Annotated in this window: 13 protein-coding genes; 5 read left to right on the forward strand and 8 right to left on the reverse strand. The window is 60.5% G+C overall.

All coding sequences use genetic code 11. The features are described from left to right. Window positions 1–2 precede the first annotated feature (2 nt). A complete protein-coding gene (gene tpiA / locus QWZ03_RS07535) occupies window positions 3–728 on the reverse strand; it encodes a triose-phosphate isomerase (protein ID WP_290332151.1) in 726 nt (241 codons plus the stop codon). Between the two features lie 232 nt (window positions 729–960). Between tpiA and pstS the strand changes: the two genes are divergently transcribed. From pstS to pstB, 4 genes are all read left to right on the forward strand, one after another. Then, a complete protein-coding gene (pstS, locus tag QWZ03_RS07540; protein WP_284194702.1) occupies window positions 961–1,998 on the forward strand; it encodes a phosphate ABC transporter substrate-binding protein PstS in 1,038 nt (345 codons plus the stop codon). Window positions 1,999–2,104: 106 nt separating this feature from the next. Next, complete coding sequence (gene pstC / locus QWZ03_RS07545) at window positions 2,105–3,103, forward strand: phosphate ABC transporter permease subunit PstC (RefSeq protein WP_290332152.1); 999 nt, start codon at window positions 2,105–2,107, stop codon at window positions 3,101–3,103. A 17-nt stretch (window positions 3,104–3,120) separates the two neighbouring features. Then, window positions 3,121–3,966 carry a phosphate ABC transporter permease PstA gene (gene pstA, locus QWZ03_RS07550; RefSeq protein ID WP_284194704.1) on the forward strand — a complete coding sequence of 282 codons (846 nt, stop codon included), beginning with the start codon at window positions 3,121–3,123 and terminating at the stop codon, window positions 3,964–3,966. Between the two features lie 38 nt (window positions 3,967–4,004). Next, window positions 4,005–4,775 carry a phosphate ABC transporter ATP-binding protein PstB gene (gene pstB, locus QWZ03_RS07555; RefSeq protein ID WP_284194705.1) on the forward strand — a complete coding sequence of 257 codons (771 nt, stop codon included), beginning with the start codon at window positions 4,005–4,007 and terminating at the stop codon, window positions 4,773–4,775. Window positions 4,776–4,869: 94 nt separating this feature from the next. Here pstB and glmM read toward each other — a convergent pair whose 3' ends face one another. From glmM to rlmE, 4 genes are all read right to left on the reverse strand, one after another. Continuing rightward, window positions 4,870–6,219 (reverse strand): phosphoglucosamine mutase, encoded by a 1,350-nt coding sequence (gene glmM / locus QWZ03_RS07560; protein ID WP_290332153.1) that lies wholly within the window; start codon window positions 6,217–6,219, stop codon window positions 4,870–4,872. 43 nt (window positions 6,220–6,262) lie between these two features. Next, window positions 6,263–7,111 carry a dihydropteroate synthase gene (gene folP, locus QWZ03_RS07565; protein ID WP_290332154.1) on the reverse strand — a complete coding sequence of 283 codons (849 nt, stop codon included), beginning with the start codon at window positions 7,109–7,111 and terminating at the stop codon, window positions 6,263–6,265. Window positions 7,112–7,160: 49 nt separating this feature from the next. Then, window positions 7,161–9,068, reverse strand: a complete 1,908-nt coding sequence (gene ftsH / locus QWZ03_RS07570) for an ATP-dependent zinc metalloprotease FtsH (protein WP_290332155.1) — start codon at window positions 9,066–9,068, stop codon at window positions 7,161–7,163. 90 nt (window positions 9,069–9,158) lie between these two features. Beyond that, window positions 9,159–9,779, reverse strand: a complete 621-nt coding sequence (gene rlmE, locus QWZ03_RS07575) for a 23S rRNA (uridine(2552)-2'-O)-methyltransferase RlmE (protein ID WP_284194708.1) — start codon at window positions 9,777–9,779, stop codon at window positions 9,159–9,161. Between the two features lie 117 nt (window positions 9,780–9,896). Between rlmE and QWZ03_RS07580 the strand changes: the two genes are divergently transcribed. Beyond that, window positions 9,897–10,334 carry a YhbY family RNA-binding protein gene (locus QWZ03_RS07580; protein WP_284194709.1) on the forward strand — a complete coding sequence of 146 codons (438 nt, stop codon included), beginning with the start codon at window positions 9,897–9,899 and terminating at the stop codon, window positions 10,332–10,334. Window positions 10,335–10,418: 84 nt separating this feature from the next. Here QWZ03_RS07580 and QWZ03_RS07585 read toward each other — a convergent pair whose 3' ends face one another. From QWZ03_RS07585 to greA, 3 genes are all read right to left on the reverse strand, one after another. Next, complete coding sequence (locus QWZ03_RS07585; protein WP_290332156.1) at window positions 10,419–11,435, reverse strand: TonB family protein; 1,017 nt, start codon at window positions 11,433–11,435, stop codon at window positions 10,419–10,421. Between the two features lie 132 nt (window positions 11,436–11,567). After that, window positions 11,568–12,014 (reverse strand): DUF4149 domain-containing protein, encoded by a 447-nt coding sequence (locus tag QWZ03_RS07590; protein ID WP_284194711.1) that lies wholly within the window; start codon window positions 12,012–12,014, stop codon window positions 11,568–11,570. A gap of 31 nt (window positions 12,015–12,045) precedes the next feature. Further along, window positions 12,046–12,522: a transcription elongation factor GreA gene (gene greA / locus QWZ03_RS07595; RefSeq protein ID WP_290332232.1), complete on the reverse strand. Its 477-nt coding sequence runs from the start codon at window positions 12,520–12,522 to the stop codon at window positions 12,046–12,048. Window positions 12,523–12,553: the final 31 nt, after the last annotated feature.

Here is a 12,553-nt window from a genome sequence, read left to right on the forward strand (position 1 = left end):
TCTCAACCCGCAGCGCGACATATCGCGCCGAATTCTCTTGCATCCAGCGAAGCACCACCCACCAACACACCATCCACAGCCGTCAGAGCCATGATGTCGGCAGCATTGCTCGCCTTGACACTGCCACCATAAAGCACCGCATACGCGGGACCAAGGCAGCGCTTGATAAACTCATGCATGGACGATATCTGCTCATTCGAAGCAGCGCGCCCCGTACCTATTGCCCAGACCGGCTCGTAAGCCACACAAAACCGCTCCGCACCCGCCCCCCGCGCCATCAGCGTATGCAGCTGCGCGAGTTGCGATTCTATTCTTGCCTCAGCCCCGCCCGAATCGCGCTCCGCCAGGGTCTCACCCACGCAGAATACGCCAAACAGACCCACCTCCAGCAGTCGCGCCAGCTTGGTAATCACCGCAGCATCTGTCTCGGCAAAATACCGGCGGCGCTCCGAGTGACCCACAATCGCCAGACTGCAGCCCACATCCTTGAGCATGCGGGCAGACACCTCGCCAGTGTAGGCACCATCACCATACTCACTGACATTCTGCGCCCCCACCCTGATGGGCGATGCGGCCAACCTATCCACCGCAGCGGACAGATAAGGCGCCGGCACGCAAACCGACACGTCGGCGGAAAAGCGCTCCACAGACAACTGATCAAGGACCTCGCCCATCACAGCAGCCGAGCCATTCATCTTCCAGTTGCCGACCACCTGCTTGCGCATCATCGGTACCTATCCACACCCAGCAAAGGCCGCGCATTCTACAGGGTCGCCCGGCAGCGCGTCAAACCGGCGCGACATCGAGCAACTCGCCGCAAAAGTTGTAATGTGGCTGAAATATACGATGATTATCATCACTTCCGTTTGCAGAGCCTAGGCAGTAGCGCAGGGCCTTACCAGCCGCCGGCTTCGCGAGTTACCGCACTATCGGAACAGTCAAATCAAACGGAGAGTCACCATGTACCAGTCCCTTGGCCGCAAAATGGTCGCCATCGCCATCATGAGCCTGGGTGTTGCCCACGCTGCCGACATCACCGGTGCCGGTGCCAGCTTCCCGTATCCACTGTACTCCAAGTGGGCCGAGGTCTATAAGCAGAAGACCGGCAACGGCCTCAACTACCAGTCCATCGGCTCGGGCGGCGGCATCAAGCAGATACAGGCCAAGACCGTTGATTTTGGCGCCTCCGACGCCCCGATGAAGCCCGAAGAGCTGAGCAAGCACGGCCTGCAGCAGTTCCCCACTGTCATGGGCGGCGTAGTGCCGGTTTACAACCTGCCCGGCGTTGCCGCCGGCCAGGTCAAGCTGACCCCAGCCGTATTGGCAGATATCTACCTGGGCAAGATCAAGTCCTGGAACGACCCCGCCATCGCTGCCTTGAACAAGGGTGTCACCCTGCCAGCCCTGGCGATCAACATTGTCCGCCGCGCAGATGGTTCGGGCACCACCTTCATCTTCACCAACTACCTGTCCAAGGTCAGCCCTGAGTGGAAATCCAAGGTCGGCGAAGGCACGGCAGTGGCCTGGCCCGCCGGTATCGGTGGCAAGGGCAATGAAGGGGTTGCGGCCTACGTTCAGCGCCTCAAGGGTGCCATAGGTTATGTGGAATACGCCTATGCCAAGAAGAACAAGCTGAGCCACGTCGCGCTCCAGAACAAGGATGGCGCCTACGTGCACCCGAGCGAAGAGTCGTTCAAGGCGGCCGCCGCCTATGCCGACTGGAAGAACGCCCCTGGCTTCTACGAAATCCTCACCAATGAGCCCGGCAAGAATTCCTGGCCCATCGTCGGCGCCACCTTTGTGCTGATGCACAAGAAACAGGACAAGGTTGCCAACGCCCAGGAAGTGCTGAAGTTCTTTGACTGGGCCTATAGCGCGGAAGCCGACAAGATGGCCCTGGATCTGGACTACATCCCCATGCCGGATGAAGTCGTTGCCCAGATCAAGGCTTCCTGGAAGCAGATGACCGACACAGCCGGAACCATCGTTCTGAAGTAAACTCAGCGCCCTTTCCGCATCCCTGGGTGCGGAATCGCAAGCCACGGCAGGGATTGATGAAGTTCATCAATGCCTGCCGCTTTGTTCGTAACAACGCGAGAAGCCCATGCCCGAAAAAGCCCGACCACCGCGCTTCCAACTGGCTGATGCCGTATTTTTCAATCTGACCCGTGGCGCAGCCTTCCTGGTCCTGGCGCTGCTGACCGGCATCATATTGTCGCTGGTGCATGGCAGTTGGGATTCCATTACCCACTTCGGCTATAAGTTCATCTTTTCCTCGTCCTGGGATCCAGTTGCCGAGGAGTTTGGTGCCTGGCGGCCCATCCAGGGCACCCTGATCACCTCCTTCATCGCGCTGCTGATCGCCGTGCCGGTGAGCTTCGGCATTGCCCTGTTCCTGACCGAGCTGGCGCCTGCCTGGCTGCGCCGCCCACTGGGCATCGCCATCGAACTGCTGGCGGGCATCCCCTCCATCATCTACGGCATCTGGGGCCTCTTCGTCGTCGCCCCCATCCTGATGGATGGCCTGCCCATCAAGCTGGGCGAGAACGTGCTGTTCACCATCCCGCCCATCCAGCCTTGGCTGACCGAAGCCACGTCCGGTATTCCGCTTATTGGCAAGCTGTTTGACGGCCCACCGTTCGGCATAGGCATGTTCACCGCCGGCCTGATCCTCGCCATCATGATCATTCCCTACATTGCCTCGGTAATGCGCGACGTGTTCGAGATCGTCCCCGCCATGCTGAAGGAATCGGCATATGGCCTGGGCGCCACGACTTGGGAGGTAGTGTGGAACGTGGTGTTGCCCTACACCCGTAGCGGCGTCATCGGCGGCATCATGCTGGGCTTAGGGCGCGCGCTAGGCGAAACCATGGCCGTCACCTTCGTCATCGGCAACTCCTACGACGCCATCGAGTCGCTATTCCACCCCGGCAACTCCATCGCCTCCATCTTGGCCAACGAGTTCGCCGAGGCAAGCGCTGCACTCCATTACGGCGCCCTGATCGAGATGGGCCTGATTCTCTTCCTCATCACCTTCGTGGTGCTGTCCTGCTCCAAACTGCTGTTGCTGCGCCTGCAAAAGGGCGATGGCAGCCATAGCTGAGCAAGGGGATACTAGATATGAACCAGTCACTCTACCTGCGCCGTCGCCTCATCAACGGCTTCAATCTCACCATGTCCACCCTGACCATGCTGTTCGGTCTGTTCTGGCTGTCGTGGATACTCTTTACCCTGTTCAGCAATGGCTTGTCCGCCATCAACCTGGACGTATTCCTCCACGATACCCCAGCACCGGATAGCGAAGGTGGCGGCCTGCGCAATGCCATCTTCGGCAGCCTAATGATGGCAGCCGGCGGCACCGCCATCGGCACACCGATAGGCATCATGGCTGGCATCTACCTGGCCGAGTACGGCCAGCGTGGCTGGCTGGCCCCGACAGCGCGCTTCATCAACGATATCCTGCTGTCAGCCCCATCCATCGTGATCGGTCTGTTTGTGTGGATTGCCTATGTGCAGCATGTGGGCCACTTCTCCGCCTGGGCTGGCAGCTTTGCACTAGCCCTGCTGGTGATACCCGTGGTACTGCGCACCACCGAAAACATGTTGCGACTGGTTCCCCACAGCATGCGCGAGGCCGCCTATGCCTTGGGCGCACCGCGCTGGAAGGTGGTGACTGCCGTCACCCTGCGCGCTTCCAAGGCCGGCGTGCTCACCGGCATCCTGCTCGCGGTGTCGCGTATCTCTGGCGAGACCGCGCCGCTGCTGTTCACCGCGCTCAACAACCAGTTCTTTAGCGCCGACATGAACGCGCCCATGGCCAACCTGCCGGTGGTGATCTTCCGCTTTGCCATGAGCCCGCACGACAACTGGATCAAGCTGGCCTGGGCCGCTGCCCTGATCGTGACCCTGGCGGTACTGGCGCTCAATATTATTGCCCGCGTGCTGCTCAAGAAAGACCAAGCCTAAGCCGGCCGATTGATGACATTGCAAGAAAGTCCAACACCATGACCGCGACCTCCTCCACGCCCAAACTGGCTGTCCGTAGCTTGAACTTCTACTACGGCAACTTCCATGCGCTGAAGAACATCCATCTCGACATCCCCGAGAAAAAAGTCACCGCCTTCATCGGCCCTTCCGGCTGCGGCAAGTCAACCCTGCTGCGCACCTTCAATCGCATGTACGATCTCTACCCCAAGCTCCGCGCCGAGGGGGAAATCCTGCTGAATGGCGAGAATGTGCTGAACAGCCAGACCGACCTGAACATGTTGCGCGCCAAGGTCGGCATGGTGTTCCAGAAGCCCACCCCCTTCCCCATGTCCATTTACGACAACATCGCCTTTGGCGTGAAGCTCTACGAGAAGCTGAGCCGCGCCGAGATGGACGACCGAGTGGAATGGGCGCTGCAAAAGGCTGCGCTGTGGAATGAGGTCAAGGACAAACTGCGGCAATCGGGACTGGGCCTGTCCGGCGGTCAGCAGCAGCGCCTCTGTATCGCTCGCGCCGTGGCCGTGAAGCCCGAAGTGCTGTTGCTGGATGAGCCCACCTCGGCGCTGGACCCCATCTCCACCGCCCATATCGAGGAGCTGGTGCACGAGCTCAAGCAGGACTACACCATCGCCATGGTGACGCACAATATGCAGCAGGCCGCTCGGGTCTCGGATATCACCGCCTATATGTACCTGGGCGAGCTGGTCGAAGTGGGCGGAACCGACCAGATATTCACCAAGCCGGCGCGTAAGGAAACAGAAGACTACATCACCGGCAAGTTCGGCTAGGCCATATGCCACAGAGGGCGCCTCTGCGCCTTCCTGGCAAGCAAAAGGCGACGGTTGCAACCGTCGCCTTTTGCTTTAGCTATCGCGCGCCCAACTACAAGGCAGCCTGTGCCACCACTTCAGACAAGCGTTCAGCCCAGCGCTCGGTCAGCGCCATATCATCAGCCTCCACCATCACTCGTAGCACCGGCTCGGTACCCGAAGGGCGCAGCAACACCCTGCCCCGACCCGACAACTCGCATTCGGCCTCGACCAGGGCAGCCTGTATGGTAAGGCTGTCGCGGAAATCAAAGCCTTTTTGTATCTTCACATTGCGCAGTATCTGCGGATAGATCGTCAGATCGGCGCAGAACTCCGCCAGGCTGCGGCCCGACAGTCGCACGGCAGCCAACACCTGCAGGGCAGAAACTATGCCGTCCCCAGTGCTGTGCTTGTCCAGGCACAGCAGGTGGCCGGAATTCTCACCACCCAGTTGCCAGCCTTTTTCCTTCAACACCTCCAGCACATAGCGGTCACCCACCTTGGCCCGGGCAAACGGGATATCCAGCCTTGCCAGTGCATGCTCCAGCCCCAGGTTGGACATCAGCGTCCCGACTGCCCCACCCTGCAGCAGCTGCTGCTCCTGGCGGAAGCGCGCCATCACATAAAGCAGTTGGTCGCCGTCGTAGAGGCGCCCCTCGCTGTCGGCCATCATCAGGCGGTCGCCGTCACCATCCAGGGCAATGCCGAAATCGGCTTTCTCGGCCAGCACCCGCTGGCGCATGGCCTCTGGCTCGGTAGCCCCCACGCCCTCGTTGATGTTGAGGCCATTAGGCTGGTTGCCCATGGCAATGACATCCGCGCCCAACTCATCAAACACATGCGGCGCAATCTGGTAGCCCGCGCCATGGGCGCAATCGACCACGATCCTGACTCCGCGCAGGTCGTACTCATTGGGGAAGGTGCTCTTGCAGAATTCAATGTAGCGACCCGCCGCATCCACTACCCGCCACGCCTTGCCCAACTGGTCAGCCGCCACGCAGTTGAGCGGCCTGTCCAGCTCAGCCTCGATCTCCAGCTCCACGGCATCGTCGAGCTTGAGCCCGCCTTCGCCAAAGAACTTGATCCCATTGTCCTCAAAGGGGTTGTGCGAGGCCGAGATCACCACGCCGGCCGAAAGGCGCAGGGCACGAGTCAGGTAAGCGACGCCCGGGGTAGTCAACGGCCCCGTCAGGTGTACATCCACGCCGGCAGCCGACAAGCCAGCCTGCAGCGCAGACTCCAGCATATAGCCCGATATCCGGGTGTCCTTGCCTATCAGCACCGCAGCATGGATACCACCGCCCCGGCGGGCAGACAGCACCTTGCCGGCTGCATAGCCCAGCCGCATGGCAAAGTCCGGGGTAATCGGGTAGTCACCCACGCGGCCACGCACACCATCCGTGCCGAAGTATTTCCTGCTCATGCTCACTCCCTGCTTTGGTCCGCCATGTTCGCCATGGCATGGTTTATGGTTGGGCGCCTGGGTTGGGTGCCAGCGCCACCGCTATTGTTAGCGCATCCACCGTATCGCGTACCGCGTGTACCCGCAAGACACCTGCCCCAGCCTGGGCAGCCAGCAGCGCCGCCGCAACACTGGCCGCATCGCGTTGTGCAGCCGGCCTGTCATCCAACAGCCTGCCCAGCATGGACTTGCGCGACACCCCCACCAACAGCGGGCTACCTAGCCCCACCAGTGTGGGCAAGGCCTGGAACAGCGCGATATTGTGGTCCAGCGTCTTGCCAAAGCCAAAGCCGGGGTCCAGCACGATGCGCTCGGGCGCCATGCCAGCTGCCAGCGCCAACGCCCTGCGCTGACGCAGGTAGTCGCTGACTTCCTGCACCACATCCTGGTATTGCGGCTCGGCCTGCATGCTTTGCGGCTCGCCCTGCTTGTGCATCAAGCAGACTGCAGCCGCACTGTCGGCCACTGCTGCCAGCGCACCGGGTGCCTCCAGCGCAGCAATATCGTTGACCATATCCACCCCCAGCGCCAGCGCAGCGCGCATCACCTCGGTCTTGCGGGTATCGATGGACAGGGGCACCTGCCATTGCACCAGCTCGTGCAAAACCGGCAGCACCCGCGCAAGCTCCGCCTCCACACCAACCTGGGGCGCACCTGGGCGGGTGGATTCGCCACCGATATCCAGGATATCCGCCCCCTCATCCAGCAATTGCCGGGCGTGCGCCAGGGCGGCAGGCAAGGCATCGTAGCGTCCGCCATCCGAAAAGGAATCCGGCGTCACGTTGACGATGCCCATGACCAAGGGCCGATTGAGGGTAAGCCGGAAACGTCCGGCGTGGAGCAGTGTGGACATGGCAGAAAGCACAACAGCGGGACATGCCCGCTGCTGTATTTGCTTGGTGTTAGAGTTCCTGTGCGGGCGTCGTGGTTGGCTGGGGGGCCGAACCGCTAGGGCTGTCACCTGCTGGCGGCTTGCTGCCCGCCGAAGGCCGGGGAGGACGCGGCGGCCTGCCCTGCATGATGTCCTCCACCTGCTCGGCATCAACGGTCTCCCACTCCATCAGAGCGGCCGTCATGGCCTCAACCTTGTCGCGATTTTCTTCCAGCAGGCGCTGTGCCAGCGCGTACTGCTCGTCGATGATACGGCGGATTTCCGAATCCACCTGCTGCATGGTGGTTTCCGACAGATTCTTGTGGGTGGTCACCGAGCGGCCGAGGAACACCTCGCCCTCGTTTTCGCCATAAACCATGGGGCCCAGCTTGTCCGACATGCCATAGCGGGTAACCATATCGCGGGCAATGCTGGTGGCACGCTCAAAGTCGTTGGACGCCCCCGTGGAGATACGGCCCACGAACAGGTCCTCGGCGATACGGCCACCAAACAGAATAGCCAGGCGGCTCAGCATCTGATCCTTGTAGAGCGAGATGGCATCGCGCTCGGGCAACTGCCAGGTCAGACCCAGGGCGCGGCCACGCGGCACGATGGTGACCTTGTGTACCGGGTCGGTGCCCGGCAGCAGCTTGGCGACCACCGCATGGCCCGACTCATGGTAGGCCGTGGCCCGCTTCTCGTCCTCGGTCATCACCATGGAGCGGCGCTCCGGCCCCATAAAAATCTTGTCCTTGGCCTGCTCGAAATCATTCATGTCAACCAGGCGCTTGTTGCCACGGGCAGCAAACAATGCCGCCTCGTTCACCAGGTTGGCCAGATCGGCGCCCGACATGCCTGGAGTGCCACGGGCCAGCACAGCAGCATCCACATCGCTGGCGATGGGCACCTTGCGCATATGCACGGCCAGTATCTGTTCACGGCCACGGATATCAGGCAGCGGTACCACCACCTGACGGTCGAAGCGACCAGGGCGCAGCAGCGCCGGGTCCAACACGTCAGGCCGGTTGGTCGCAGCGATCACGATCACGCCGGAATTGCCTTCAAAGCCATCCATCTCCACCAGCATCTGATTGAGTGTCTGCTCACGCTCGTCATTGCCACCGCCGAGACCCGCGCCGCGCTGGCGGCCAACCGCATCGATTTCATCAATGAAGATGATGCAGGGAGCGTTCTTCTTGGCGTTCTCAAACATGTCACGGACACGGGCGGCACCAACGCCGACAAACATTTCCACAAAATCCGAACCGGAGATGCTGAAGAACGGCACCTTGGCTTCGCCAGCAATGGCGCGCGCCAGCAGGGTCTTACCCGTACCGGGCGAGCCCACCATCAGGATGCCGCGGGGAATACGGCCACCCAGCTTCTGGAACTTGCTGGGGTCGCGCAGGAAGTCGACGATCTCGGTGACTTCCTCCTTGGCTTCATCGCAACCGGCCACATCGGCGAAAGTGATGGGGTTGTTGGTTTCATCCAGCATACGGGCACGGCTCTTGCCGAAGCTGAAAGCACCACCCTTGCCGCCGCCCTGCATCTGGCGCATGAAGAATATCCAGACACCGATCAACAGCAGCATGGGGAACCAGTTGATGAAGATGCTCATCAGCAGGCTGGGCTCATCCTGCGGCTTACCGCCGAACTTGACGTTGTGCTTGATCAGGGTGTCGACCAGGCGGAAATCAAACGGCGCAAAGCTGGAGAAACTGGTGCCATCATTGCGCTTGCCACGTATCCACTGACCACGCAGCAGATCGCCCTCGATCTCGATGCTGGCAATGCGGCCTTCCTGCACCTCGCTCATGAACTGCGAGTAAGGGACCTGGGTTTTCTGTTCCTGGCCCTTGGAGAACTGGTTGAACACAGTCATCAGCACCAGACCGATGATCACCCAGATTGCGATATTCTTGCCCAGATTATTCACGGGACGCTCCTAATTACCGGCGGTTTCGAAACGGCCACGCCGGCAGCGGCCATCATTACATACGGATTCTATCGGCAAGGGACCAGCCCGTCAGGGCTTTTTTCCCCTACCCAACAGGTAGATTTCTGTAGAACGGTCGCGCGAGGCGTCCGGCTTGCGCGTTACCACCGTCTGGAAGGTAGCGCGCATGGCTTGCATGTACTCGGTGTAACCCGAGCCCTGGAAGGTCTTGACCAGAAAATGGCCGCCGGGTTTCAACCAATCGCGGCAAAATTCCAATGCCAGCTCACAAAGATAGAAACTGCGGGCTTGGTCCGTCACCGCCATACCGCTCATATTGGGGGCGATATCGCAGATCACAAGGTCTACCAGACGACCGCCCAGCAATTCGGTGAACTGCTTCAGCACCGCATCCTCGCGAAAATCCCCCTGGATGAATTCCACCCCATGCAAGGGATCCATGGGCAGGATATCCAGCGCAAACACGCGACCATGGTCACCCATGCGCCGGCGGGCCACCTGCGACCAGCTGCCTGGGGCCGCACCCAGGTCCGCCACCCACAGGCCGGGCTTGAGCAGCTTGTCCTTCTCATCTATCTCCAGCAGCTTGTAGGCAGCCCGCGCACGATAGCCATCCTTCTGTGCCCTTTGCACATATTGATCGTTGACGTGTTCCTGCAACCACGCCTTGCTGGTTTTGCTTCTTGTCATAAACTTTGCTGCCTATTATTGAAACATCCCGGAATCTTCTTGCCACGCTATCTAATAGTCGCTACGTTCCGGAGAGGATTCAGCTAGAATTCGTCGCTTTTTCGCGGAGTTACATGAATGGAACTGAGCAGAGACGAGCGCCTGTACCTGCGCGCTCAAGCCCACGGCCTTAATCCGGTAGTGATGATAGGCAATAATGGCCTGACCGATGCAGTCATGCGTGAAATCGCGCTCAACCTCGACGCCCATGAACTGATCAAGGTTCGCGTACAGGGTGACGATCGCGAAGCACGCGAGACCTGGTATGCCGAGATATGCTCGGTGCTGGGCTGTGCCCCCGTGCAACACATCGGCAAACTATTGGTATTGTACCGCCCTACTCAGGATGGCAAACCAAAGATTCAGCTGCCCAAGCCCGGCCAGAAGCAACCCAGCGCCAAAGCGCTGGAAACCGCCAGCAAAAAGGCGGCGGCCAAGCCTACGGTGGCTACCGGCCGCGCTGGCAAGATGGCTAACAGCAAAGGTAAGCCTGCTACCCGGATCAAGGCCAAGTAGGTCTGTCGCACTAGGGCTTATAAACAAGAAGCCGGCTTACGCCGGCTTCTTGTTTTGGCGCTGGCGCAAAGCGCCGGGCGGCAATCAGTCCTGCTTGAACACCACGTCCGTATCCACCGTAAAGCCAGCAGCAGCCTGCTGGAACTTCCACTTACTTAGCGCAGCCACCACGGCACGATCAAAAACCCGGCGTGGCTTGGCATCCAGGATATCGACCTTCACCACCTTGCCCGATTCATTGATGGTCATACGCGCCCTGACACTGCCACCGTCCACGCCATTTCGTGCCGCCTCAACCGGAAACTCCGGCTGCTCACGGTAGATAGGCTTGCGGTTAGGCGCAGGCGGCTCTGGCTTGGCCAGCATGGGCTGGGCACTTGCCACCTGCACCGATGGTGCGGGTTCAGCCTTGGGCGTAGGGTCTACAGCCAGTGGCACCGGTGCAGGCGCTACCGGAGGGACAGCAGCAGCGGTCGGCGTGGCCTGCGGGGCAGCGGCAACGGGCTGCAGCGCCACAGGCTTGGGCAGCGGTGCTACAGCCAGCTTGGGTTCGACGGGTTTGACCGGCAATGCGGTCGGCTTGATCTCTTCTGGCGCCGGCTTGGGGCCAGGCGAGAACCAGCGCGCCGGGTTGGGCATCACACCCAATATCTGCTGTTCGGTTTCTTCCGGCGCCAGCTGGGCAACCGGCGTGCCATCGGCGGCACGCTGCTGTGCCACAGGCTGGGGCGACTGCTGGGAAAAGGCCACCAAGCTACCGACTACCGCCACGGCGCCGGCACCCGCCAGCCACCAGGGCAGCTTTTTCTTGCCGCCGGGGGCAGCAGGCGCTGCATGGGCAGCTGTTGCCACATTGATACCGGATCCCAGGGGTTTGAGCAGACCCAGCTTCTCCAGGCGCTCCATATCACGGGCAACCTGGGCGGTATCCACCGAGTGGCCGGCAGCCATGCGCTCGGCCATCTCTGCGACAGACAACTGACCATCGCTCCACTGCAGGAACTTGCGCTGGTTGATACTTAGACCGTTGGCTGGTGCAGCAAGCTCGCTATCACCAGTAGGCGTGCGGGCGTATACCGCCAGCAGATTTGGACTGGACATTGCTTACAACTCCCCTGATAGCTCCGCGCTTGGATTTTTGCGGATGCAGGGGAGTAGATTAGCGCCTACTGATGATAGCGTCAGAAAAAACTGGAAATTATGCTATATGCCGTCGCCAGAATGCGACAACCCCTACTTGACAGCACCGCGCGTTACATAGACAAGCCCCAGCACGCTCTGTATCAGGTAGATCAGACTGGAGATGGTTTGCCAGCTCTGAAAGCCTCCGCCGAACACGCCCTCAGCGGCGGTGTGCATCTGTGGCTTGACCTCGGAGATCACCGGGAACACCGCGAAATGATTCACCAGGGTCAGTATCAACATACCCAGGATCAACCAGAACTCCAGTGTCTGGAAAGCCCGCAGGCCCTCATCCCACAGTATGTGGAAAACGATATAGATACCTGCCACGATGCCGACCCAGGCCATGGCACGGAACATTACCGCCACCATGCGATAGGCTAGGTTGTTGTCCAGCTGCTGAAACAGCAAGGGGCCTACCAGCAGGCCTATGACCCACAGCCCACCTATCCAGAACACCGTCAGGATGGAGCGCAGCGCATTCGGAAACGTTTGCATCGCTACCTTTCGTGGGAGCCGGCAAGCCGGATCAGATGTACTTCACGTCCAGCACTTCGTACTCGCGGATACCGCCAGGCGCCTGCACCTCGGCCACATCGCCGGCCGACTTGCCGATCAGTGCACGGGCGATGGGGCTGGAAACGGAAATTTTGCCCAGCTTGATATCTGCTTCGTCGTCACCCACGATCTGGTAGGTCACGCTGTCGCCGGATTCCAGGTCTTCCAGATCCACGGTGGTACCAAATACGATACGACCTTCGGCATCAATCTCGGCCGGATTGATGATCACGGCATTGGACAGCTTGCCTTCCAGATCGGCAATACGCCCTTCCACAAAGCCCTGCCGCTCCTTGGCCGCATCGTACTCGGCGTTTTCCGACAGATCGCCATGCGAACGGGCTTCAGCAATGGCCGCAATCACCGAAGGGCGCTCAACGCTCTTCAGCTGCTGCAACTCGGCCCGGAGCAATTCCGCGCCCAAAACGGTAAGAGGTACCTTGATCATTTCGTGCTTCTCCATGCCGGCCACCTTTCTG

The sequence above is a fragment of the Chitinimonas viridis genome (genome assembly GCF_030409555.1).
GTDB lineage: Bacteria > Pseudomonadota > Gammaproteobacteria > Burkholderiales > Chitinimonadaceae > Chitinimonas > Chitinimonas viridis.

Excerpts from the sequence above, each read along its gene's own strand:
- tpiA (WP_290332151.1), bottom strand. The coding sequence starts at position 728 with ATGATGCGCAAGCAGGTGGTCGGCAACTGGAAGATGAATGGCTCGGCT.
- pstS (WP_284194702.1), top strand. The coding sequence starts at position 961 with ATGTACCAGTCCCTTGGCCGCAAAATGGTCGCCATCGCCATCATGAGC.
- pstC (WP_290332152.1), top strand. The coding sequence starts at position 2,105 with ATGCCCGAAAAAGCCCGACCACCGCGCTTCCAACTGGCTGATGCCGTA.
- pstA (WP_284194704.1), top strand. The coding sequence starts at position 3,121 with ATGAACCAGTCACTCTACCTGCGCCGTCGCCTCATCAACGGCTTCAAT.
- pstB (WP_284194705.1), top strand. The coding sequence starts at position 4,005 with ATGACCGCGACCTCCTCCACGCCCAAACTGGCTGTCCGTAGCTTGAAC.
- glmM (WP_290332153.1), bottom strand. The coding sequence starts at position 6,219 with ATGAGCAGGAAATACTTCGGCACGGATGGTGTGCGTGGCCGCGTGGGT.
- folP (WP_290332154.1), bottom strand. The coding sequence starts at position 7,111 with ATGTCCACACTGCTCCACGCCGGACGTTTCCGGCTTACCCTCAATCGG.
- rlmE (WP_284194708.1), bottom strand. The coding sequence starts at position 9,779 with ATGACAAGAAGCAAAACCAGCAAGGCGTGGTTGCAGGAACACGTCAAC.
- QWZ03_RS07580 (WP_284194709.1), top strand. The coding sequence starts at position 9,897 with ATGGAACTGAGCAGAGACGAGCGCCTGTACCTGCGCGCTCAAGCCCAC.
- QWZ03_RS07585 (WP_290332156.1), bottom strand. The coding sequence starts at position 11,435 with ATGTCCAGTCCAAATCTGCTGGCGGTATACGCCCGCACGCCTACTGGT.
- QWZ03_RS07590 (WP_284194711.1), bottom strand. The coding sequence starts at position 12,014 with ATGCAAACGTTTCCGAATGCGCTGCGCTCCATCCTGACGGTGTTCTGG.
- greA (WP_290332232.1), bottom strand. The coding sequence starts at position 12,522 with ATGATCAAGGTACCTCTTACCGTTTTGGGCGCGGAATTGCTCCGGGCC.